At 65.5% G+C, this 21,592-nt stretch carries 18 protein-coding genes; 7 read left to right on the top strand and 11 right to left on the bottom strand.

The window, feature by feature from the left end; all coding sequences use genetic code 11:
* Positions 1 to 33 precede the first annotated feature (33 nt).
* On the bottom strand, positions 34 to 1,347 hold the full coding sequence (locus QNO00_RS01465; protein ID WP_284023390.1) for an ABC transporter substrate-binding protein: 1,314 nt from the start codon (positions 1,345 to 1,347) through the stop codon (positions 34 to 36).
* A gap of 666 nt (positions 1,348 to 2,013) precedes the next feature.
* On the opposite strand from QNO00_RS01465, the gene QNO00_RS01460 reads away from it, so the two are divergent.
* Both QNO00_RS01460 and QNO00_RS01455 read left to right on the top strand, forming a co-directional pair.
* Entirely contained in the window at positions 2,014 to 2,286 is a 273-nt protein-coding gene (locus QNO00_RS01460; RefSeq protein ID WP_284023389.1) for a hypothetical protein, read from the top strand.
* Between the two features lie 152 nt (positions 2,287 to 2,438).
* Positions 2,439 to 3,683, top strand: a complete 1,245-nt coding sequence (locus QNO00_RS01455) for an MFS transporter (RefSeq protein WP_284023387.1) — start codon at positions 2,439 to 2,441, stop codon at positions 3,681 to 3,683.
* 32 nt (positions 3,684 to 3,715) lie between these two features.
* On the opposite strand, the gene QNO00_RS01450 is transcribed toward QNO00_RS01455, so the two are convergent.
* The 3 genes from QNO00_RS01450 to QNO00_RS01440 all read right to left on the bottom strand — a co-directional run bounded on the left by QNO00_RS01450 (position 3,716) and on the right by QNO00_RS01440 (position 7,121).
* On the bottom strand, positions 3,716 to 4,351 hold the full coding sequence (locus tag QNO00_RS01450) for a hypothetical protein (RefSeq protein WP_284023386.1): 636 nt from the start codon (positions 4,349 to 4,351) through the stop codon (positions 3,716 to 3,718).
* 906 nt (positions 4,352 to 5,257) lie between these two features.
* A complete protein-coding gene (locus QNO00_RS01445) occupies positions 5,258 to 6,373 on the bottom strand; it encodes a class I SAM-dependent methyltransferase (protein ID WP_284023541.1) in 1,116 nt (371 codons plus the stop codon).
* 70 nt (positions 6,374 to 6,443) lie between these two features.
* A complete protein-coding gene (locus QNO00_RS01440; RefSeq protein ID WP_229965696.1) occupies positions 6,444 to 7,121 on the bottom strand; it encodes an IMPACT family protein in 678 nt (225 codons plus the stop codon).
* Between the two features lie 67 nt (positions 7,122 to 7,188).
* Between QNO00_RS01440 and coaE the strand changes: the two genes are divergently transcribed.
* The 3 genes from coaE to QNO00_RS01425 all read left to right on the top strand — a co-directional run bounded on the left by coaE (position 7,189) and on the right by QNO00_RS01425 (position 11,406).
* Positions 7,189 to 7,809: a dephospho-CoA kinase gene (coaE, locus tag QNO00_RS01435; RefSeq protein ID WP_284023384.1), complete on the top strand. Its 621-nt coding sequence runs from the start codon at positions 7,189 to 7,191 to the stop codon at positions 7,807 to 7,809.
* Between the two features lie 82 nt (positions 7,810 to 7,891).
* The gene (uvrB, locus tag QNO00_RS01430; RefSeq protein WP_229965698.1) at positions 7,892 to 9,982 is read left to right on the top strand and encodes an excinuclease ABC subunit UvrB; all 2,091 of its coding nucleotides are present in this window, start codon (positions 7,892 to 7,894) and stop codon (positions 9,980 to 9,982) included.
* Between the two features lie 227 nt (positions 9,983 to 10,209).
* Positions 10,210 to 11,406 (top strand): TerC family protein, encoded by a 1,197-nt coding sequence (locus QNO00_RS01425; RefSeq protein WP_229965699.1) that lies wholly within the window; start codon positions 10,210 to 10,212, stop codon positions 11,404 to 11,406.
* A gap of 105 nt (positions 11,407 to 11,511) precedes the next feature.
* On the opposite strand, the gene QNO00_RS01420 is transcribed toward QNO00_RS01425, so the two are convergent.
* Positions 11,512 to 12,288, bottom strand: a complete 777-nt coding sequence (locus QNO00_RS01420; RefSeq protein WP_229965700.1) for an SDR family NAD(P)-dependent oxidoreductase — start codon at positions 12,286 to 12,288, stop codon at positions 11,512 to 11,514.
* 189 nt (positions 12,289 to 12,477) lie between these two features.
* Here QNO00_RS01420 and QNO00_RS01415 point away from each other — a divergent pair, with 189 nt between their 5' ends.
* Complete coding sequence (locus QNO00_RS01415) at positions 12,478 to 13,047, top strand: TetR family transcriptional regulator (protein WP_284023382.1); 570 nt, start codon at positions 12,478 to 12,480, stop codon at positions 13,045 to 13,047.
* Here the strand turns inward: QNO00_RS01415 and QNO00_RS01410 are convergent.
* The 4 genes from QNO00_RS01410 to QNO00_RS01395 form a co-directional block, all read right to left on the bottom strand.
* On the bottom strand, positions 13,036 to 14,385 hold the full coding sequence (locus QNO00_RS01410) for an alpha/beta fold hydrolase (protein ID WP_284023380.1): 1,350 nt from the start codon (positions 14,383 to 14,385) through the stop codon (positions 13,036 to 13,038). The genes QNO00_RS01415 and QNO00_RS01410 overlap by 12 nt on opposite strands.
* Positions 14,382 to 14,882 carry a GNAT family N-acetyltransferase gene (locus QNO00_RS01405; protein WP_284023379.1) on the bottom strand — a complete coding sequence of 167 codons (501 nt, stop codon included), beginning with the start codon at positions 14,880 to 14,882 and terminating at the stop codon, positions 14,382 to 14,384. The genes QNO00_RS01410 and QNO00_RS01405 overlap by 4 nt, the downstream gene beginning before the upstream one ends.
* Positions 14,883 to 14,892: 10 nt before the next feature.
* Positions 14,893 to 17,433: a DEAD/DEAH box helicase gene (locus QNO00_RS01400; RefSeq protein ID WP_229965704.1), complete on the bottom strand. Its 2,541-nt coding sequence runs from the start codon at positions 17,431 to 17,433 to the stop codon at positions 14,893 to 14,895.
* An 82-nt stretch (positions 17,434 to 17,515) separates the two neighbouring features.
* Positions 17,516 to 18,352: an SDR family NAD(P)-dependent oxidoreductase gene (locus tag QNO00_RS01395; protein ID WP_284023377.1), complete on the bottom strand. Its 837-nt coding sequence runs from the start codon at positions 18,350 to 18,352 to the stop codon at positions 17,516 to 17,518.
* 132 nt (positions 18,353 to 18,484) lie between these two features.
* Between QNO00_RS01395 and QNO00_RS01390 the strand changes: the two genes are divergently transcribed.
* On the top strand, positions 18,485 to 19,264 hold the full coding sequence (locus QNO00_RS01390) for a trans-aconitate 2-methyltransferase (RefSeq protein ID WP_284023375.1): 780 nt from the start codon (positions 18,485 to 18,487) through the stop codon (positions 19,262 to 19,264).
* Here QNO00_RS01390 and QNO00_RS01385 read toward each other — a convergent pair.
* Positions 19,261 to 20,643 (bottom strand): APC family permease, encoded by a 1,383-nt coding sequence (locus QNO00_RS01385; protein ID WP_284023372.1) that lies wholly within the window; start codon positions 20,641 to 20,643, stop codon positions 19,261 to 19,263. The genes QNO00_RS01390 and QNO00_RS01385 overlap by 4 nt on opposite strands.
* An 88-nt stretch (positions 20,644 to 20,731) precedes the next feature.
* Entirely contained in the window at positions 20,732 to 21,370 is a 639-nt protein-coding gene (locus QNO00_RS01380; protein ID WP_229965708.1) for an MBL fold metallo-hydrolase, read from the bottom strand.
* Between the last annotated feature and the right edge of the window lie 222 nt (positions 21,371 to 21,592).

Genomic DNA, 21,592 nt, shown 5'->3' with positions numbered 1-21,592 from the left:
CAGCCGCAGCTGGAGACCCCGCAGCGGTGGATGCTAGTTGTTGACAACCAGCTCGTCGAGGAGCTTGAGCGCTTCAGCCCAGGCCTCATCGGTATCGGCACTGCCGGTTTCCAGCAGGTCCAGGGCGGGGCCGAAGACATTCTCCTGGATGACGGAATCGTCCGGACCCTTGAACTGTGCGACTACGCCCTCGGCGCGGGAAGCCAGGATGGCGCCGGTGGGCGCATCGTTGAAGTACTCGTTGGGGGTGGCGTCGGCCGCGAGCTTCTCCTGCGCCTCTACGGTGCTGGGGAAGTTGTTGGCTGCTGCGCTCTGCTTGACCTGCTGCTCCGGGGCGGTCAGCCAGGTTGCCAGTTTCGCGGCTTCCTCGGGGTGCTCGGAGGTTTCGGGAACGGACAGGAAGGCTCCGCCCCAGTTGGACGCGCCGCCGGGGAAGACGTCGGCGAAGTCCCAGCCGCTGTCAGTGCCGCCGCCGGCTGATTCGATCGAGCCCTGAATGGTGCCGAGCATCCAGCCGGGGCAGACGAAGGTGGCGAAGGAGCCGTCAAGGAAGGCCTGGCCCTTGCCCCAGTCCCATTCGGTCTGGTTGCCGGAGAGTCCGTCGGAGGTGGCGGAAGCGAGCTGCTCGAACTTTTCCTTCATGGCAGCGTTGCCTTCGACGTTCAGTTCGCCGTCCTTGGTGTAGTAGCCCTCGTCCATCTGGTTCACCATGGAGTTCCAGACGAAGCCTGACTGGTCGTACCAGGCCTTGCCGGTCTTCTCGTGGTAGGCGCGGCCGGCTTCGAAGTAGGTGTCCCACGTGGCGTCGTCGCCGCCGAAGTACTCGGCCACGGCTTCCCGGTCGCTGGGCAGCCCGGCGGCTTCAAAAAGCTTGCCGTTGTAGCACAGGCCCTGCGGTCCGATGTCGGTTCCGTAGCCGATGACCCGGCCGTCGGCGTCGGTGCCCTGCTTGTACTTCCACTCCACCCAGTTGTCCTTGACGTCTGCCGCACCGTACTCGTTGAGGTCAACGAACTTGTCGGAGACCTCCATGATGGCGCCCAGCCAGCCTTCCTCAATGGCCACCACGTCACTGACGCCCGAGCCTGCACCCAGCTTGGTGAAGAGATCGGTGCGGGCGTTGCCGCCGGTGTCGATGTTGGTGGGCTCGATGTCGATGCCGGGATTGGCTTCTTCATACTCGGCGTACAGATCGTCGTAGCCGAAGGTTCCGAAGGTGGTCACCGTCAGCTTGACGGGATTGTCTTCGCTGGCGGCTTCCTGGTCGCCGCCGCCGCAGCCTACGGCGAGCAGGGCCACTACGGCGGCACCTGCCACAGCCGCTGCGGGATGTCGGAAATTCTTCACGGTCACTCCTTTGTGTGTGGATAGAGCAGTAAATATCCCGGGGCAGTGGACCGTGCCGTGTGGTTCTCGTGAGGCCTGATCGACGGAAGCGGGAAGCGAAGGGGAGGGGAAAGCTGGTACAGAGTCGTACGCTCCGTAGAACCTGACGGATATCGGGTGCCTGTGAGAGAGCGCTCTCTTGACGTTCCAATCACACTAGAAGTGATACGGGTCACTGTCAAGAGAGCGCTCTCTGAGTTTCTCCGGCGGGGTTGCGGAGAGTGGCCAGGTCAACGCTGCGGCTGATTCCAGGGGGCGCCGTAAAAGGTCCTTCCGCGAACTATCAGCGGTGTGCTGGACCCAGGGATGCCGTCCCCGGTTCGCTGCGCGTGGCGGCGTCTGGGGTTCCCCTCGACCTAGAGTCCCGTCAGGGCTTCCTTCACGAGGGACAGGACTTCGGCGTCCAGGCCCCGGAGCGCGAAATCAGTGTCAGTGGTGGCGTAGGACGCGGCACCTTGCCAGTCTGACTTCACCGGTGCTCCGTCGATGCACCAGAACGTATTTCCTTCGTGTCCGTCGACCTCCAGGACAATCTTTACGGCGTCCCGCGGGCCACGGGGGGGTCTGAATGGTTTCGTGTCCATGGCGGACGAAAGAGGCCGAGGCCGCCGTCGAAGGATTGTCTTCGTGGAACTGGTGGAACTCTCGTGTGGGAGCGGTGGTGGACAGAAAGTCCGTCAGCACCAGATGCGCGGCATAGCTGGGGATCGGGGTGCGGGTGTCTCGTTGTGGCACCGGTTCCGCAGCCCGGACTTCGACGTTGGTGTTCTGGAGATGATCGACGTACCTGTAGGCGGTCCAGTTGAACACATTGGTGGTGAAGCGGGTTTCCTGAAACAAGTGGACGACAGGTCCGCCTTGGGTCCTGAAGGCAAGCGTTGTCTGAATCCGGTCTTCTGACACATGGCGGATTAGTGCGCCGATCTTGGCGCCGCCTTCATGAAAGGAGTTGATTTCCGTTGTTGTCATGGATGCAAAGTAGCACCATCGGGGAAGGTATGGATTACGAAGTGTTGACGGAAATGTTGAAGCTTTGAATCGGGTGGCCTCATATGAGATTTGTGCGGGAAAACCCCGGTTTTTCAGTGCTGTGGGCGATTAACTTCGCTTCCTCCATGGTGGGTTGGTCGATGGGAATTGTCCTCAGCGTCCATATCTATCGGCTGACCGGGTCAGCCCTGTGGACCGCCGTGTTCGCCGCCACCCCTGCGCTAGCAGGACTTGTATTTGGCCATGTAGCCGGAACGGTGGCGGATCGCTGGAATCCGCTTCGGGTGGTGCAACTCACCCTGGCGTCGCGGGTCGTCGTTTTGTTGGGGTTGTTCGTGGTTGCTGAAGCGCCGTTCAAATTGGCACTTCTGGTCTTCCTGCAAGCCGTCATCCAACAGATTTATCGACCGGCAGAACAGGTACTGATCGCTGATCTTGTGTCGGCTGATAACCTTCCTCAAGCCAACGGCCTCAATTCGTTTGCATCGAATGCCACTCGGCTTGTTGCTCCGGCGCTTGGTGGCTTCATTATGGTTCTCGTCGGGTTTAGCGGGACCGCGCTCGGCTTGACTGTCTTCATGACATGTTCGGCTATCTTGAGCCTTACACTGGGTCGCTGGTACCGTCCGAAGCCGCCGCGGGATGATAACGAAGGGTCCGACGGCACAGCGCCCAGTGGTATGCAGCCTGTCGGCACCTACCTAAAATTGTTGCGGCGGAATCCCCGGGTGAGGGGTTTAGTTCTTCTCCAAATCCTCGACGCCGTCAAAGAGGGGCCGCTCACCGCTCTGTTTCCCGTCTTAATGTTGGGGGTAGTGGGCGCCACGGCTAGTGAAATGGGACTGGCCAGCAGTGCGTTCGCCGTGTCGGCCGTCTTGGCAGGTCCGCTGATGGGAACAGTCATCAAGCGGGCTGGCTATCACCTGCCGGTTATCGCCGGAGCGGCCGTGGCTCAAAGCCTGATCGTCGTTCTGGTGATCTGGCCCTCCTTCCCGATGGCCCTCATTGTATTTTTTCTATCCGGACTGCCTTTCACGGTGTCCTGGGTGGGGAGCCAGACCTGGCTGTTGTTGACGGCGCCGTTAGCTATGAGAGGTCGCGTTATTGGTACGAGTGGAGCTATCTACTCGGGTGTTTTGTTAACCACAATGCTGGGCAGTGGTGCTCTGGCCGACATCGTGGGTGTCCAGTGGGTGATAGGGGCCGCCGCAGCTGTCGCCGTCCTTGGTCTCATTCCCGTCCACCTCCTGTTGCGGTCCGGGGTGAGCTCTATGGACGCCGGTGCCGTTCCGCAAACGCAGAATTGATTGTCATGCCACCGGGCTCGCGGCCTCATCTCTTACGCGACCAGGAAGAAGTAAAAGGAAAGATGGAGGGCGAGATTCAAATGAAGAGTTTTCAACGCCAGGCGTAGCGATGCGAGGACGAATCCGAGAGCGAGGATCGACAGGCTCGGTAGGACGTGAACGGGTGCGAAGCTTTGCGGAAGGAACACTGCGTGGCCGATCCAGAACATGACCGCACTGGCGACGAGCACACCCCATAATGGCATCCGTTCTCGCATGTAGCTCTGCAACAGCCCGAAGGTGAGGTAGTTCTGCCAGAACACGGAGACAGTCATCCAGAACATGTACAACGCCACGGGAGCCTCCAGCTCGTAGCGAAACGGCACCGTCAAGGCCAGCGCGAGCGGCAGCGCGTACAGCCACCCCGACCGCGAGTGTGCAAAGAGGACCCGGTTGTACCGAGGATGCGCGAGCAGAAGGACGATGACAATGATGAGCGCCATATTCGTCTCGATAAGTATCGACACGTCAGCATCACTGGTGAAAAATTTGCCGGCACCATTGGCAAGAAGTCCTGGCGTGAGATACCAAAGGCCGAGCCATAGTGCAGTTGCCAGAACGAGCATCGTCCATGAAAGACGAGGGCGGGCGCTGGAGATCGTTGCACCCGTTTTTTGTGGCACAGTCACGACGGAAACCTGGAAGTCATGGGCCCACACTACCGACCTGGGAATTCTTGGCCAGCGCGTATGGATGTCAATCCGGTAAATCAGCCACAACCGGCCCGGCCGGTAATGCAGCCAGTTGTCCTGAATAGAATCAGGTCAATGAAAGGGCGGGATACGGATGAGAAACAGGATAATAAATCCACGATCTGACGGACAAAACACTCGGGACGTCTCATCGTGAGTATCGGATGACACCCGCAACACCTGGGCCGCCCCGGTGGCGTGCCGAGCCTGCGCCTGCTGTTTCCCCCCGAGAGCTACAACCTTGGTGAGACAACGCGCGGGATCGAGGTAGCTGCCGAGGCGAACTTGCGTGGCCATGAAACAAGATTCCACATCTACTCGCGGCGTTACCTCTCGACGATTGAAGATGGTGGACAACCGGTCCGCCTCACCCGGCCGATCATGTCGGACCGCGAAGCTGATCAGATCATGGCGCTCGACCAGGGGCGGGGGATCCGGCATCCCTTCACCCGCGATCTGGGTACTGCCACTGGTACGGGGAGGGCCCCGTGGGCCCTTCGAATGCTCGCCCGGGTCAGCACCTGGAAACCACGAGCATTCTCCCGGATAGCCCGCGAGTTCGGACTGGAACTTCCGCGCCGGACGGTCGATGCACTCTCCGCAGACGTGAACCTGATCGCCTCACTGTTTCCCGCGTTACGGGGGGACCCCACTACACCGAGCCCAAGATCTCGGAGTGCGAATGCGCGGGATCGATGGCCCTGCCCGCGCCGTCGACGCTATGGAGAGGCACTTGGAAACTCATGCGGAGGCCAGGAACGTCAGCGCAGGTTAAGGCCGGTGAGTGCGGATGGCGGAACAGGATGTGCCGGCTCCTCCGGATTCGTCCGGTCCCAATAAACCTTAGCGGCGCGTGCTGACAGTCACCGTGAACTTCGGGTTCCGGGCCACTTCCCGGGTGGGGCCCACCAGCCGGTTCAGCGCCGCCTTGTAGGTGAGGTGGCTGTTCCACACGGTCCACAGCTCACCTCCGGGCCGCAGCACGCGGCCGGCGTCGGCAAAGAGCTTCAGGGCAATTCCGGCGTGCACGCTGGCGCCGATGTGGAACGGCGGGTTCAGGACCACCAGGTCCTCCGAGCTGTCCGGCAGCCCGGCGAGGGCATCGTCGCGGCGCACCTCCACCCGGTCGGCCACGCCGTTGGCTTCGGCAGTGCGCGCTGCCGAAGCCACCGCGGCAGCCGACTGGTCCGTCGCCACCACGTGCAGGTTCGGGTCGCTCAGCGCCAGGTACGCGGCAATGGCGCCGGTGCCGCAGCCCAGATCAACGGCGCGTTCCGCCGGCCGGACTCCGGCCAGGTGCGGCAGGAGGAACCGGGTGCCGATATCCAGGGCCGGACCGGCAAAGGCAGCACCGTGGGCCCAGAGTTCCAGGGGCGCCGCCAGGCCGACGTCGTGCCGAGAGGACACCGGAAAGCGGGCCGCCGGGCGCTGCTCCGGCGGCAGGGGAGCGCGGACGGTCAGGATCCGCGACTTCTGCCGGGCCAGCCCGGCCGTCACGGAGGCGAAATAGCGTCCCAGCACGTCGTTCATGGCGGTGGACATGTGCTTGAGCCGGCCGCCGGCGTACACCACCACCTCGGGGGACGCGTGCGCGGCGATCAGCTCGGTAATCTCCTCCAGCGCGTCCAGCGACCGGGGCAGGCGCAGCAGCACCACGCGGGCGCCCGTCACGAGTCCCGGCTCCAGGCCATGGTGCGCAAAGGCGCCCTCCAGGCCCAGCTTCCGCGCATTCCGCTCCAGCGCCAGCTCGCCGCTCAGCGGGTCCTGGTGCACCCTCAGACCCGACAGGCCGTGCCGGGCTGCCGCTGCCAGGGTCAGGGCACCGTAGGAATCCCCGATGACGACGACGGCGCCCGATGCCGCGGCGGACAGGTCATCCGCTGCAGTGTCGAGCAGCAGCCGGTCGGCGGCATCCCAGGCCTGGAGGTTGTCGGCCTCCACATCGGGCCTGCGGCTCAGCCGGGCGAAGTCGAAGCCGGCAGCGTCGAAGCCGGCGCCGCCGGTGCCGGCATCGCTGCCGGTGGGGAAGTCAGTCAAGGTCAATCCATTTCGTTCCGAGGGGGACCGGGTCGGAGGCTCCGGCGGTCAGGGCAGCGAGCCGGGAGTGGAAGGCCGCCAGGGCGTCCGGGGTGTCCGGCAGCGCGACGCTAAGCTGCGCGCCCGCGGCCGAGTACTCGGTGCCCAGGACGCTCACTCCGGCCGAACGAAGGTCATTTTCCAACCGGCCGGCCGCGGAATGCCCGGCCGGAATGCCGTACAGCTGCATCCGACGGCGCCGGACCAGCGCAGCGCCGGCCACCGCTGAGGACACCGATTCCGAATAGGCGCGCACCAGGCCGCCGGCGCCGAGCAGGATGCCGCCGAAGTAGCGCACGGTGACCGCAGCGACGTCGCTCAGGTCCGCGGCGCCGTCGAACGTCTCCCGTTTGGTCAGCGCTTCCAGCATGGGAATGCCGGCGGTGCCGGAGGGTTCGCCGTCGTCGCTGGAGCGCTGCACGCTCCGGTCCGGGCCCAGCACAAAGGCACTGCAGTGATGGCGGGCGTCGTGGAATTCGCGGCGCAGCCCGGCGACCAGTGCCCGGGCCTGTTCTTCGGTTTCAACCCGCCGCAGGACGGTAATGAAGCGTGAACGCTTGATCTCCAGCTCGTGCCGGTGTTCGCCGGCAACGGTGGTGTAGCGCCCCGTTGTTCCGACCTGTTCATTCACCTGTCCAGTTTAGGCGCTGCCCCGGGACTGTCCGCTCCGGGCGCCGGCACACGGTAGCCTTGGGCGCATGCTGAGAGTAGGACTGACCGGCGGGATCGCCGCCGGAAAATCGCTGGCCGCCCGCACCCTGCAGGACCTGGGAGCGCTGGTGATCGATTCCGATGCCCTGGCCCGGGAAGTGGTGGAGCCGGGCACCGAGGGGCTCACCGCCGTCGTCGACGCCTTCGGGCCCGGAATGCTCGACGGCGAGGGCCGGCTGGATCGCCCGGCGCTGGCCGCCGTGGTGTTTTCCGACGCGGACAAGCGGAAAATCCTCAACGGAATCGTTCATCCGCGGGTCCGGGCGCGCGCGGCGGAACTGGAGCGGCAGGCCGCGCCGGAGACGATCGTGGTGCATGACATCCCGCTGCTGGTGGAAACCGGCCAGCACCGCAGCTTCGACTTCGTGCTCGTCATCGACGCGCCCGAGCAGGAGCGGATCCGCCGGATGGCTGCGGACCGCGGCATGAGCGAAGAGGCGGCCCGGGCGCGGATCGCCGCGCAGGCGGGCGCTGCCGAACGCGCCGCTGCGGCCGACGTCGTGCTCGTGAATGCGGGCACGGCCGGGGAGCTGGTGGACGCGGTGCGGGAACTGTGGCGCAGCCGCCTGGTTCCGCTGAACGAGGCCCTGCTGCGGACCGGAAAATGACGGCCGGCGCCGGTGTTCAGCCCTCAGCTAACCGGGCGCACTGCGGACACGTCCTGACCGCAGCGCGGAGTAGCGTTTAAGCATGAGTCTTGCGCAGGACATCAAGAGAGTCGTCGCCCCCTTCGAAGTAATCAGCGATTACTCACCCGCGGGCGACCAGCCCACAGCCATCAAGGAACTCGCCGAACGCATCAACGCCGGCGAAAAGGACGTGGTCCTTCTCGGTGCCACCGGTACCGGTAAGAGTGCGACGGCGGCCTGGCTGGTGGAGCAGGTCCAGCGGCCCACGCTGGTGATGGTGCAGAACAAAACCCTCGCCGCACAGCTGGCCAACGAGTTCCGCGAGCTGCTGCCCAACAACGCGGTGGAGTACTTCGTTTCGTACTACGACTACTACCAGCCCGAGGCCTACGTTCCGCAGACCGACACCTTCATCGAAAAGGACTCCTCGGTCAACGAAGAGGTGGAGCGGCTGCGCCACTCAGCCACCAACGCGCTGCTGACGCGCCGCGACGTGATCGTGGTCGCCACCGTGTCCTGCATCTACGGTCTGGGTACCCCGGAAGAATACATCGAGGGCATGGTGACCCTGCGCCGGGGCCAGCAGATGAACCGTGACGACCTGTTGCGCAAGTTCGTGTCCATGCAGTACGCCCGCAACGACATGGACTTCCACCGCGGCACCTTCCGGGTCCGCGGCGACACCGTGGAGATCATCCCGATGTACGAGGAAAACGCGCTGCGGATCGAGTTCTTCGGCGACGAGGTCGAGAACATTTACACCCTGCATCCGCTCACCGGCGACGTGATCCGCGAGGAAGAGGAGATGTACGTCTTTCCGGCCTCGCACTACGTGGCCGGCGAGGACCGGATGCACCGGGCCATCCGCCAGATCGAGGATGAACTGCAGGTCCGGCTGGCAGAGCTGGAATCCCAGAACAAGCTGGTCGAGGCGCAGCGGCTGCGGATGCGCACCACCTACGACCTGGAAATGATGCAGCAGATGGGCTTCTGCAACGGCATCGAGAACTACTCCCGGCACATCGACGGCCGCGGCCCGGGCACCGCTCCGCACTGCCTGCTGGACTACTTCCCCGACGACTTCCTGCTGGTGGTTGACGAATCCCACGTCACCATTCCGCAGATCGGCGCCATGTACGAGGGGGACATGTCGCGCAAGCGCACCCTGGTGGACCACGGCTTCCGGCTGCCCTCGGCGATGGACAACCGGCCGCTGAAATGGGACGAGTTCCTGGAACGAATCGGCCAGACCGTGTACATGTCCGCCACGCCGGGCAAGTACGAGCTGTCCAAATCGGACGGCTACGTGGAGCAGATCATCCGCCCCACCGGTCTCGTGGATCCGCAGGTGATCGTCAAGCCCAGCAAGGGCCAGATCGACGATCTGCTGGGGGAGATCCGGACCCGGACCGAGCGCAACGAACGCGTGCTGGTGACCACGCTGACCAAGCGGATGGCCGAGGACCTGACCGGCTACCTGCTGGAGCACGGCGTCAAGGTGGAATACCTGCACTCCGACGTCGATACGCTGCGCCGGGTGGAGCTGCTGCGCGAGCTGCGGATGGGCACCTTCGACGTGCTGGTGGGCATCAACCTGCTCCGCGAGGGCCTGGACCTGCCCGAGGTGTCGCTGGTGTCCATCCTCGACGCCGACAAGGAAGGCTTCCTGCGCTCCTCCACCTCGCTGATCCAGACCATCGGCCGTGCCGCCCGCAACGTCTCCGGCGAGGTGCACATGTACGCGGACCGGATCACCGACTCGATGGCAAAGGCCATCGACGAGACCAACCGGCGCCGCGCCATCCAGGTGGCGTACAACAAGGACCACGGCGTGGATCCGCAGCCGCTGCGCAAGAAGATTGCCGACATCACCGATTCCCTCGCCCGGGAAGACGCCGACACCAAGGCGCTGCTGGCCGAGGCGGCGGAGAAGAAGAACCGCAAGACCGCGGGCAAGGGCAAGGGCGGCATCCGCAAGGACGGCCTCGCCGCTGCTCCGGCGGAGGACCTGGCGGGACTCATTGCGTCGATGACGGAGCAGATGCACGCTGCCGCCGCCGAACTGCAGTTCGAACTGGCCGCCCGGCTGCGTGATGAAGTCGGTGACCTGAAGAAGGAACTGCGGCAGATGCAGAACGCCGGGCATGCGTAAGGGCTTTTCCTCCGCTAGAAGGGCTTTCTGTCCGGAAGGGCTTTCTCTCCGCGAGCGCGCGCTGCGATAGACTTCTTGGCAGCGCAGGGGAGTATCCGCCCGCGCTGTATCCGTCAGCACGTGGGGCATCGTCGTCCCGCCGGGTGCAGCGGGCAGCCGTTCGAACGTCGCGTTCGCGGATGCCGGAGAGACTTGCGTTCACTCCCGCGCCCGAAAGGTCCCCCTACATGCCCGAATTACCCGTGGTCTTTGAGGTCGGCACATTTGTCGTCCTCGGACTCGTCCTGCTTTTCGACCTGCTCCTTGTCGTTAAGCGTCCGCACGAGCCGTCAATGAAGGAAGCCGGCCTGTGGGTCGGCTTCTATGTCGGGCTTGCCCTGGCCTTCGCCGGTGCCATGTTCGTGTTCACCGGACCGGAGTACGGCAGCCAGTTTGTGGCCGGCTGGGTCACCGAATACAGCCTGAGCATCGACAACCTGTTTGTCTTCATCATCATCATGGCCCGCTTCTCGGTACCCCGTAAGTACCAGCAGGAAGTGCTGATGTTCGGCATCATCATCGCGCTGATCCTGCGCGGCATCTTCATCATCATCGGCGCCGCCGTGATCGAGAACTTCAGCTGGGTGTTCTTCATCTTCGGCGCCTTCCTGCTGTGGACTGCCTACAAGCAGGCCACTGACAACGGTGAAGACGAAGAAGAGGGCAGCGACAACAAGCTGATCGGCAAGCTGCGCCGTGTCCTGCCCATGACCGACAAGTTCGACCAGGGCAAAATCCGCACGGTGGTGGACGGCAAGAAGGTCTTCACCCCGATGCTGATCGTCTTCATCACCATCGGCGTTACCGACCTGATGTTCGCTGTGGACTCCATTCCGGCCATCTTCGGCCTGACCCAGAGCGCCTTCATCGTCTTCACCGCCAACATCTTCGCCCTGATGGGCCTGCGCCAGCTCTACTTCCTGCTGGGCGGCCTGATGGATCGCCTGATCTACCTCAAGCACGGCCTGTCGGTCATCCTGGCGTTCATCGGCGTGAAGCTGATCCTGCACGCCCTGCACGTCAACGAGCTGCCGTTCATCAACGGCGGCGAACATGTGGCCTGGGCTCCGGAGATCCCGACCTTCGTCTCCCTCGCCGTCATCCTCGGCACCATCGTGATCGCCACCGTTGCCTCGCTGCTCAGCCCGAAGGCCAAGGCCGTCCAGGCCGTGGCGTCACTGGAAAACGCACTGAAGGTGTACCGGAACCTCGGGGAAGACGCCCCGCACGAGGAACGGGTGGAAGCCTACGACAAGGTCACCAAGTCCTACCAGGCAGCCACCACCGTTGCCAAGGACCGCGACGACGTGAAGCTTCCGGAAGTCACTGATGAGGCCCGGGCACACTTCCTGGCCAACGACCCAAGGTCACAGCGCGGGCAGTAATACCGAGCAACAGCAACACCAAGCAGCAACACCCGTAAACGAGAACAGGTCCCCGGCAAATGCCGGGGACCTGCTCTCGTTAATACCTCGGTGGAGGCGGAAGCCTTAGATGGCGCTCCATCCGGCGTCGGACGCCAGGATCACACCGTTGACATTGGTGCCGTCCTTGCTGAGCAGGAACGTGATCGAGGCGGCGAGCTGCTCGGCGGTGGCCTGGCCGGGCACCATCGACATCAGCGGCTGGATGCGTGCGGCACCCATCTCGGATTCCCACTTGGCCTCGATGTTGGTGATGGTGGCACCGGGGGCCACGGCGTTCACGCGGATACCCTTCTGGCCGTACATCACGGCTGAGCTCTTGGTAAGCCCGACGACGGCGTGCTTGGACGCCGTGTAGGCGGCACCGGCGGCGGAGCCGCGCAGGCCGGCCTCGGAGGTGATGTTGACGACGGAGCCGGAGCCCTGCGCCAGCATCAGCGGCAGGACGGCGCGGCTCAGGCGCATCGTGGCCGTGACGTTGACGGCGAACACCAGGTCCCAGAGCTTGTCCTGGACCTCATGCACCGGTGCGAAGTTGTCCATGATGCCGGCAACGTTGGCCAAACCGTCAACGCGGTCACCGGCGGCCTCAACGATCTTGGCGACCGACTCTTCCTTGGTGATGTCACCGACAACCGGAACGATGTCCAGTGACGGGTTCTCGGACACGAGGGCGTCCAGGCGTTCGGAGCTCATGTCGGCGGCGATGACGCGGCCGCCTTCCTTGGCCACGCGCAGTGCGGTGGCGAGGCCGATGCCCGAACCGGCACCGGTCACAATAACGGTCTGGCCCGAGAAACGGCCTTCGGTGATGGATTCCTGCCAGGATGCTGCAGCGTTCAAAGGGTCCTCCAAAGAAGTGAATAACTGATCTTCCGATATTATGACACTTTGTGTCTTAATTGAAGCTGGGAGGCACCAATGGATGACGGCAAAACTTCGGAAACCCTAAACACGGAATCCGAAAAGTCGAAAATACGGGGCGGGCAGGGCGGCACCGCCGGAAGAGGCGTGCGCGCTGCAGGCCGCCCGGTGAGTATTGACCCGGACAGGATCGCCGCCGTCGCGCTGGAATTGTTTGCCGAGCACGGCTACGAAGGAGCGTCCATGGAGGACATCGCCCGGGCGGCGGGGATCGGACGCAAGAGCCTTTACCGGTACTTCTCCTCAAAGTCCGCCCTGGTCTGGGGCGGCACCGAACCGGTGCAGCAGGCCATCGCGGCCGGGCTGCGGACTGCGGCGGTGCCGGCGGAAGCCGCCGGCGGGAGCATCTCGGAACCCGGGATACGCGCGGCATTGATCATGGCTGTCGCCCAGGGAGCGAAGGTGCTGCCGGACCTGGCAGTGACGCGCGGCCGCCTGCGGCTGATCCGCAGCCACCCTGAGCTGGCCGCCGAGGCCTACCGCTATCTGGGACAGAAGGGATCTGCCCTGACGGCATATCTGGAGGCCGCGGGTTTGCCGGCTCCGCGTGCGGCACTGACCGCAGCGGCCATGGGCGCTGCCATGGTCACGGCGTGGATCCAGTGGGCCAACTCGGAGGAACCGGACCCGGCACCTTACCTGGCCGCAGCAGTGGACGTGGTGCGGTTAGGCGCCTGAGGCGGCCGCTGCCTCCGCTGCCTCCTGGTGCTCCGGCTCGCCCCGCACCATGGCCAGGAGCCGGTTAAAGATGCCCTCGCCGTCGTCGGCGATGCCGTCGTGGTGGAAGTCCGGGCTTTCCCAGACCCGCAGCCCGCGCACGGCAGCTGCCGTCTCCAGGGACAGGTCCCGGTCAACGTAAATGTCGTCGCTGTAAACGGCGGCTGCCACCGGGACCGTGTTCCGGGCCAGCTGCGCCGGATCGTACAGCGCGGGCCAGTCCTTCCTGGCGGCGAGCAATTCGGCGGTGTCCTTCAGCGGCACCAGTGCCGGATCCTCGTCGAAGTACCAGGGGTAGACCATCTCCCCGGTGTAGAGCGGTTCCTCCGCGTCGGGCCGGAACTCCGGAAATTCTTCGAGAACCCGTTCCGCCGCCCAGTCCGTGGCCTTCCCCTGGCCGTAGATGGACTCATGGAGCAGCGCATACAGCGGGTTCGCGGCGCGGCTGACCAGCCCGTGGACCGTTTCCAGGAAGGTGTCGGAGAGGCGGTCGCCGTCGGGCGTTGAAACGAACGCTTCCTCCAGCAAATGGTGCAGGCCGTCCATGCGGGTGTTCCCGCCCAGATAGGAGCCTGCCATCTGGAAGCGCTGCACGCTCAGCCGTTCCCCGGAGGGCAGGAACTCCGGGACGGACTCCAGATGCCGGGCGATCCGGGTGGTAATGGTCCGGTCCTGCGGATACTTGGCGAAGTATTCGGCGTTGCGGGCGGCAACCCGCCGGAAGGTCGCGCGGTACACCCGGTCCGCCGGGCCGGTCAGCGGGGCCAGGCCGCCGGTGATGAGGGATTCGCGCAGCCCGTGCGGAGCGAAGGACAGGTAGGTCAGGGTGCAGAAGCCGCCGTAGCTCTGTCCGTAGGTGGTCCACGGGGCGGAGCCGAGGGCCTCCCGGATCAGTTCGGCATCGGCCACGATGGAGTCGGCCCGGAAATGCGCCAGGAACTCGGCCTGGGCGGCGGCATTCCCCCGCACAGCCAGGGTCTGCCGGGTGAGCGGCGTGGAGAGCCCGGTGCCGCGCTGGTCCAGCATCAGGAGGCGGAAGCGGGAGGAAGCGGCCTTGGTCCAGCCGCCGAACTGCAGCAGCCGCGGCCCCTTGCCGCCGGGACCGCCCTGCAGGTACAGCAGCCAGGGCAGCCGCTCCGCCTCGGCCTGCGGCAGCTCGGCGTCGGTGTATTCCCGGGCGAAGACGGTGATGGTTTCACCGTCCGGGTCCGCGTGGTCCAGCGGCACCGTGAAGCGGTGGTCGGTGACCCGCATGCCGCGGACCGCGTAGGGCGCCGAGGCCGTGTGCGGAGCGCTCATGCGGAGGTGTCCGCGGCCGCTGTTCCGGAGGCGCCGAAGGTCTCCAGGGGACCGCCAGTCAGCCGGAAGGTGGTCCAGTCGTCCTGCGGGACGGCGCCCAGGGACTTGTAGAAGCGGATGGACGGCTCATTCCAGTTGAGGACGCACCATTCCACCCGGGCATAACCGCGCTCCACGGCGATCTCGGCCAGCGTGCGCAGCAGCGCCTTGCCGCAGCCCTTGCCCCGGGTCTCCGGCCTGACGTAGAGATCCTCCAGATAGATCCCGTGCGTGCCCTCCCAGGTGGAGTAGTTCAGGAACCAGAGCGCGAACCCCTGAACTGCCCCCTGCTCCACGGCGACGTGGGCGAAGATGGCCGGGTTGTCCCCGAACAGGTTCCGTTCCAGGGCCTCGGCGGTGTTTTTTACCGCGTGCGGCTCTTTCTCGTAAATCGCGAGGTCGTGAATGAGCTCGAGGATTACGGGGACGTCTTCTCTGCGGGCGGGGCGTATTTCCATGCTGCCCAGCCTAATCGAGGCGGCCGGCGTGGATCACCTTGATGACGGGGTAGCCGGCCTCGTCCGAGGCCGCCAGGTCGACCTCTGCGTTGATGCCCCAGTCCAGGTGGTTGGCCGGGTCCTTGAAGATCTGCCGGACCTCCCACTTTCCGGGCAGCTCCTTGATGATCAGCAGGTTCGGCCCGCGGCCGTCGGGGCCGTCGTCGATGTCTTCGTGCTCGGCGAAGTAGGCATCCAGCACGTCGGCCCAGCGGTCGGCATCCCAGCCGGCGGCGCCGTCGAGCTCGCCCAGGGCGCGGTCGTCCTCATCGGCAAAGAGCTTCACCCGGGAGAACATTTCGTTGCGGACCATGACCCGGAAGGCGCGGACATTGGCGGTGAGCTTATCCGGCACCGGCGGCAGCACCGGTTCGTCGGTGGCGTCGGGATTGATGCCGTTGGTCAGTTCTTCCCATTCGTCCAGCAGCGAGGAGTCGGTCTGGCGGACCAGTTCACCGAGCCATTCGATGATGTCCTCGAGGTCTTCCCGCAGCCGCTCCGGGGGAACCGTGTGCAGCAGGGCCTTGTAGGTGTCAGAGAGGTAGCGCAGCAGCACGCCCTCGGACCGGGCAAGCGAGTAGAACTGGACGTATTCGCCGAAGCTCATGGCCCGCTCGTACATGTCACGGACAATCGACTTGGGGCTGAGCTCAAACTCGCCCAGCCAAGGGGCGCCGGAGCGGTACACCTCGAAGGACTGGTGCAGCAGCTCAGCCAGCGGCTGCGGATAGGTGACTTCTTCGAGCAGGGCCATCCGCTCGTCGTACTCGATGCCCTGGGATTTCATGGCCGCGATGGCCTCGCCGCGCGCCTTCTTCTCCTGCGCGGAGAGGACCTGCCGCGGCTTTTCCATGATCGCCTCGATCACCGACACCACGTCCAGGGCGTAGGAGGGGCTCTCCGGGTCCAGGATCTCCAGGGACGCCATCGCGAACGGAGACAGCGGCTGGTTCAGGGCGAAGTTCGGCTGCAGGTGCACCTTGAGGCGGACGGTCCGGCCGTCGACGTCGGGCTCGGGCAGGACTTCCACGATGCCCGCGGTCTTGAGCTCCCGGTAGATGCCCAGCGCCTTCTTCATCAGCGCCAGCTGCGAGGACCGGCTCTCATGGTTGTGGGTGAGCAGCTTCTTGGTTGCGGCGAACGGATCGCCGGGACGCTCCAGCAGGTTCAGCAGCATGGAATGGGTGATGTTGAAGCTGGAGGTCAGCGGCTCCGGGGTGCCGTCCACCAGCTTCTCGAAGGTGGGCTTGCCCCAGGACACAAAGCCGGCCTGCGGCTTCTTCTTCACCACCTGGCGCAGCTTCTTCTGGTCGTCGCCGAACTTCGCGTGGGCCTTGGCCATGGCCTTGACGTTTTCGATCACGTGTTCCGGTGCCTGCACGACGACGGTGCCCGCCGTGTCGTAGCCGGCGCGTCCGGCGCGTCCGGCGATCTGGTGGAACTCGCGGACCTTCAGCGGGCGGGTGCGGGTGCCGTCGTACTTGGACAGGGCGGTGATCAGCACGGTGCGGATCGGCACGTTGATGCCCACGCCCAGGGTGTCGGTGCCGCAGATGACCTTCAGCAGGCCGGCCTGGGCCAGCTGCTCCACGAGGCGGCGGTACTTGGGCAGCATGCCGGCGTGGTGCACGCCGATGCCGTGCCGGACCAGCCGGTTCAGGGTCTTGCCGAAGCCGGGGGCAAAGCGGAAGCCGGCGATCAGCTCGCCGATTTTATCCTTCTCCTCGCGGGTGCAGACGTTGATGCTCATCAGCGCCTGGGCCCGGTCGATGGCCTCGATCTGGGAAAAGTGCACCACGTAGACCGGCACCTGCTTGGTGGCCAGCAGCTCCTCGAGGGATTCCTGGACCGGGGTCTCCACGTAGTAGTAGTGCAGGGGGATGGGCCGTGACACCGAGGAGACGGTGACGGTGTCCCGGTTGGTGAGTTCGCTGAGCTCGTTGGCGATCCGGGTCATGTCGCCGAGGGTTGCGGACATCAGCAGGAACTGGGCCTGCGGCAGCTCCAGCAGCGGAACCTGCCAGGCCCAGCCGCGCTGCGGATCGGAGTAGAAGTGGAACTCGTCCATGATGACGGTGCCCAGGTCCGCGTCGGCGCCTTCGCGCAGGGCGATGTTGGCCAGGATCTCCGCGGTGCAGCAGATGATCGGGGCGTCCTTGTTCACGGAGGAGTCGCCGGTGACCATGCCGACGTTCTCGGCGCCGAAGATCTCGCAGAGCGCGAAGAACTTTTCCGAGACCAGGGCCTTGATGGGCGCCGTGTAGTAGCTGCGCTCGTCGTGCGCCATGGCGTAGAAGTGCGCGGCGATGGCCACCATGGACTTGCCCGAGCCGGTGGGGGTGGCGAGGATGACGTTGTTGCCGGTCACCAGCTCCATCACCGCTTCATCCTGTGCCGGGTACAGCGACATGCCCCGGCTCTCGACCCATTCCAGGAAGGACGTGTACGTCTCATCGGGGTCGATGGTGCGGGTGTTGGCGGGGCCGGAAGGAAGCTGTTCAAGAAGTTTCATGTCCCTACCAGACTATCGGGCCGCGCCGGGCGCTCGGGACGGCACGTTTCCGCCCTGTCTGTTCCGGATCCTTCACCGGTCCTCAGCGCGGGTTGCCGGGCGTGTCCGGGGGCGGCAGCTGTCCGTAGTCCTGCTGCCTGCGCCGGAGCACGGTTGCAACCTGCTCAGCGGCGTCCTCGCCGATGAGGAGCCGGAGGCGTCCGTCGTCGGGATGGTGCACATAGCGGATCACGGCGGCAGCCGCCTCGGACGGGCTGGTGCCGCCGCCGGTGGCTCCGGGCTCCACGGGCCAGGGAACCGCGGAGGTGCCGAACAGCGAGCGCCGGAGGTCGTCATAGGCAGCGACCGGTTTGCTGAACCGCATGCTGCTCGTGGCCCAGCCGGTGTCGAGGCCGCCGGGCTCAACGATGGTGACGCGGATTCCGAACGGCGCGACCTCAGCGGCGAGAGCCTCGCTGAAACCCTCGAGGCCCCATTTGCTGGCGTTGTAGAGGCCGAGGGTGGGCATGGCGCCCAGGGCTCCGACGGTGGAGATCTGCACAATGTGCCCGGCCCCCTGTCTGCGCATTGTGCGCACCGCGGCTTGGGAGAGCCACAGCGCCCCGAGCAGGTTGGTGTCCAGTATGGCCCGGGCGTCCTCTTCGCCGACCTCTTCGACGGCTCCAACCAGACCGTAGCCGGCGTTGTTGATGAGAACATCCAGCCGCCCCGTCCGCTGGACGGCGTGCTCAACGGCGAGGTTGGCCTTGGTCCGGTCCCGCACATCGAGTTGCTGTACCAGCAGCCGGTCGTGGGGTTGGAGGGAATGGTCGCCCCGCACGGCAGCGACGACTGTGTGGCCGGCCGCAAGAGCCTGCTCGGCCAGCGCCCGGCCCAGGCCGCGGCCCGCTCCCGTGATGAACCACGTCTGCCTCACCATGTCTGCACCACCATGGACAGGATTCAACCACGGCCCGCGCCGCACCGGCACTGCCCGGCCCGGGCATGCGGGCATGACCCCGGATGAACGCGGCCAGCTGCACGCGCCGCTGACGCTGCTAGGCTCGGCGGCATGAAATGGGATCCCCGGAAATACACACAGTTCTCCTCGCACCGCGACCGCCCCTTTTTTGATCTCACTGCCCGCATCGCCGCCGACAACCCCCGACGGGTGGTCGACCTGGGCTGCGGGCCGGGAACCCTGACGGCGGCGCTCGCCGCCCGCTGGCCCGAAGCGCACGTCACCGGCGTCGATTCCTCCCAGGCGATGGTGGAGCAGGCCAGGGCAATTGAGCGCGCGCCGGGAAACCTGGACTTCGTGCAGGCCGGCATCGAGGAATGGGAGCCGCAGCCCGGTACCGACGTGGTGGTCTCCAATGCAGCCCTGCAGTGGGTGCCCGGCCATCAGGAGCTGATGCGCCGCTGGGCCAAGCGGCTCGACGGCGGCGCCTGGCTGGCGGTGCAGGTTCCGGGCAACTTCGGAGCACCCTCGCATGCCCTGATGCGTGACCTGGCGGCGAGCGCCCCGTGGTCGGCCCGGCTGGACGGAGTGCTGCGGCATGCCGATGCCGTGGACGAGCCGGACAACTATCTGAGCCTGCTGACCGAGGCCGGCTTCGAGGCCGACGTCTGGGAGACCACCTACTCGCAGGTCCTGCACGGCAGGGATCCGGTGTTGGAGTGGGTGCGCGGGACTGCACTGCGCCCGATCATGGACGCCCTGGATCCGGAGGCCTTCGCCCGGTTTGAAGCTGAATATGCGGCCCTGCTGCGCGCGGCATACCCGGAGCGCTCCTGGGGTACTGTTTTTCCGTTCCGCCGCATCTTCATGGTCGGGCAGAAAACGGCCTAAGGCCGCCCGGACGGATGCCGGCGGGCCGCCCGCATCAGCGGCGTGCTCAGGTTGTCGATCTGCCGGTTGGCGGAGGCCCGGGTTCCCCGGCCGCCGCGGTCGTAATGCCGGGCCAGGTACAGCACCCCGCCGACGACGGTCAGCAGGACTCCGGTAAGCAGGGCGGCAGGGTCCAGTGAGGGCAGCTGGCTGGCGGCCGCCAGGACCGCAAGGACGGGAATTGCAGGACCCCACGGCAGCCTCGCACCGTCTCCCGGCCATTTCCGGAAACCGAGGACGGCCGCGGCAATGCTCACCACGATCATGGCAATGATGGCCGCCACGTTGGCGACGGACACGACGAAGGTGGTGTCGTTGAGCAGCACCAGCAGCACGGTGATTATTCCCAGCAACAGCACGCTCACATACGGGTGCCCTTTGCGGGTGTGCCGGCCCAGCGCCGGCGGCACATCGCCGCGCGCCACCATGCGCAGGATCACTTCGGAGGCGCCGAGCACATTGGCGTTGGCTCCGGACAGGGTGGAGAGGCAGGCTGCCAGGGCCACCAGCACGCCACCCCATGGGCCCATGACAATCTCGGCGGCCTGGGAGACGCCGGTTGCCGTGAACGTGGTGATTCCGCTGGCGATCATGGCCAGGACCGTGCCCAGGTAAATGGCTCCCGAGACCAGGATGGTGAGCAGGATGGCACGGGGAACCGTTTTGCGCGGGTTTTTGACCGAGCCGGCCATGTTGGTAATGACGTTGAACCCGGTGTAGGCAGTGAACAGCAGGGCGGCGGCAGAGAACACTCCGCCGGTTCCCCGGGGCAGCGGCCGGGCCAGGTCGTCCGGGCGCAGCTCGGTGAGGCCCCACACGGCAAAAAGCAGCAGCAGGGCCAGTTTGATCCCCACCACCCAGGTTTCCGCCCTCGCCACCACCGCAGTCGGGCCCAGATTCAGCAGCGTGACCAGCGCGGTGGCTGCCAGGGCCAGCACCAGTGTGCCGGCGGCCGGCAGGAAATAACCTCTCAGATACTCGCCGAAGGAGGTCACCAGGTACGCGATGATCGTGGCACCGTTGAGATAGAACGCCCACATCACGACGAACCGCCAGAGCGGACTCAGGATGGTGCCGATGGGCCCGTAGCCCGATTCGCCGTCTTCCGCCCGCGTGCACACCACAATGAATGACAGGGCGCACAGGGACATGACCAGGCCCGCAATGATGTAGCTCAGCACGGCCCCGGGGCCGGCCAGGTTTACGGCGGTGCCGGAGAGGGTGAAAACGCCGCCGCCCACCGTCGTTCCCACGCCGAAGGCCACGCAGGCCACAAGGCCGATCTGCGGTTTGTGCGGGGATGCCGGGGTGGACGACGACGAGGACGGTGATTTTGCCACGGCTGCACGCTCTCATCCGGTTCGGCGGTTCCTAGGAGCCTAGAGGCGCTGCGAGGAGCCGGTCAACGGAACAGGGCAATCGGGACCGCTACCAGCCGCGTTGCTTCCACTCCGGCAGGTGCGGGCGCTCGGCGCCGAGGGTGGTGCCGGCACCGTGTCCCGGGTGCACCACCGTGTCATCAGGAAGGTATTCGAACACACGTTCTAATACGTCGGCATAGAGGGAAGCGAAGCGCTCCGGATCCTTCTGGGTGTTGCCCAGCCCGCCGGGAAAGAGCGAATCCCCGGTAAACAGGTGCGCCGGACCGCTCGGATCGCGGTACAGCAGGGCCACGGATCCCGGGGTGTGCCCGCGCAGCTTGATGGCTTCCAGTTCGAAACCGTCGAAGCGGCCGATGTCTCCGTGTTCCAGCGGCACGTCGGTGCGCACCATGATGTCCGGAATGTCCTCGCTGCCGGCGGCGGTCCGCGCTCCGGTGGCCTGCACAGCGGCGGCAAGCGCCCGGACATGGTCCCAGTGGCTGTGCGTGGTGATGATCAGCTCCACCTTCGCGGGAACAGCGGCATCGGCGGCTGCTTCATCCAGCAGCTCCCTGATCGCGGGCAAGTCATCGGCGGCATCAATGAGCACCTGCGCCCCGGTGTCCTTGGCGGTGATGACGTAGACATTGTTGTCCATGTCGCCCACGGACCGGCTGCGGATGGTGACGTTCTCCAAATCAATCATGGCGCCAGTCTAGTTCCGGCCCGCTCGCCGGCAACTGTGCGGAGAGGCCGGGCTGCCTGCGCTGCCTGCTCCTCGTCCTGCGCTCCCCGCTCGCCGGGGCTCGGTCCATCCACCTGCGCTCGCGGCTTGCCGGCCCGGTCGACACTGTTCGCCCCAGGCCCTCCTGCCCTGCACTGGTTCCCACTGTTTGGGGCTGCTGAGACACCTGGGGTTCCACCGGCC

This window comes from Arthrobacter sp. zg-Y1219 (assembly GCF_030125545.1).
GTDB lineage: Bacteria > Actinomycetota > Actinomycetes > Actinomycetales > Micrococcaceae > Arthrobacter_B.
This window is presented reverse-complemented; position numbering and strand designations above follow the sequence as displayed.

What these genes read in the sequence shown, in the direction of transcription:
- QNO00_RS01390 (WP_284023375.1), top strand. Translation starts at nt 18,485, where the DNA reads ATGAAATGGGATCCCCGGAAATACACACAGTTCTCCTCGCACCGCGAC.
- QNO00_RS01410 (WP_284023380.1), bottom strand. Translation starts at nt 14,385, where the DNA reads ATGAGCGCTCCGCACACGGCCTCGGCGCCCTACGCGGTCCGCGGCATG.
- uvrB (WP_229965698.1), top strand. Translation starts at nt 7,892, where the DNA reads ATGAGTCTTGCGCAGGACATCAAGAGAGTCGTCGCCCCCTTCGAAGTA.
- QNO00_RS01400 (WP_229965704.1), bottom strand. Translation starts at nt 17,433, where the DNA reads ATGAAACTTCTTGAACAGCTTCCTTCCGGCCCCGCCAACACCCGCACC.
- QNO00_RS01395 (WP_284023377.1), bottom strand. Translation starts at nt 18,352, where the DNA reads ATGGTGAGGCAGACGTGGTTCATCACGGGAGCGGGCCGCGGCCTGGGC.
- coaE (WP_284023384.1), top strand. Translation starts at nt 7,189, where the DNA reads ATGCTGAGAGTAGGACTGACCGGCGGGATCGCCGCCGGAAAATCGCTG.
- QNO00_RS01380 (WP_229965708.1), bottom strand. Translation starts at nt 21,370, where the DNA reads ATGATTGATTTGGAGAACGTCACCATCCGCAGCCGGTCCGTGGGCGAC.
- QNO00_RS01405 (WP_284023379.1), bottom strand. Translation starts at nt 14,882, where the DNA reads ATGGAAATACGCCCCGCCCGCAGAGAAGACGTCCCCGTAATCCTCGAG.
- QNO00_RS01455 (WP_284023387.1), top strand. Translation starts at nt 2,439, where the DNA reads ATGAGATTTGTGCGGGAAAACCCCGGTTTTTCAGTGCTGTGGGCGATT.
- QNO00_RS01425 (WP_229965699.1), top strand. Translation starts at nt 10,210, where the DNA reads ATGCCCGAATTACCCGTGGTCTTTGAGGTCGGCACATTTGTCGTCCTC.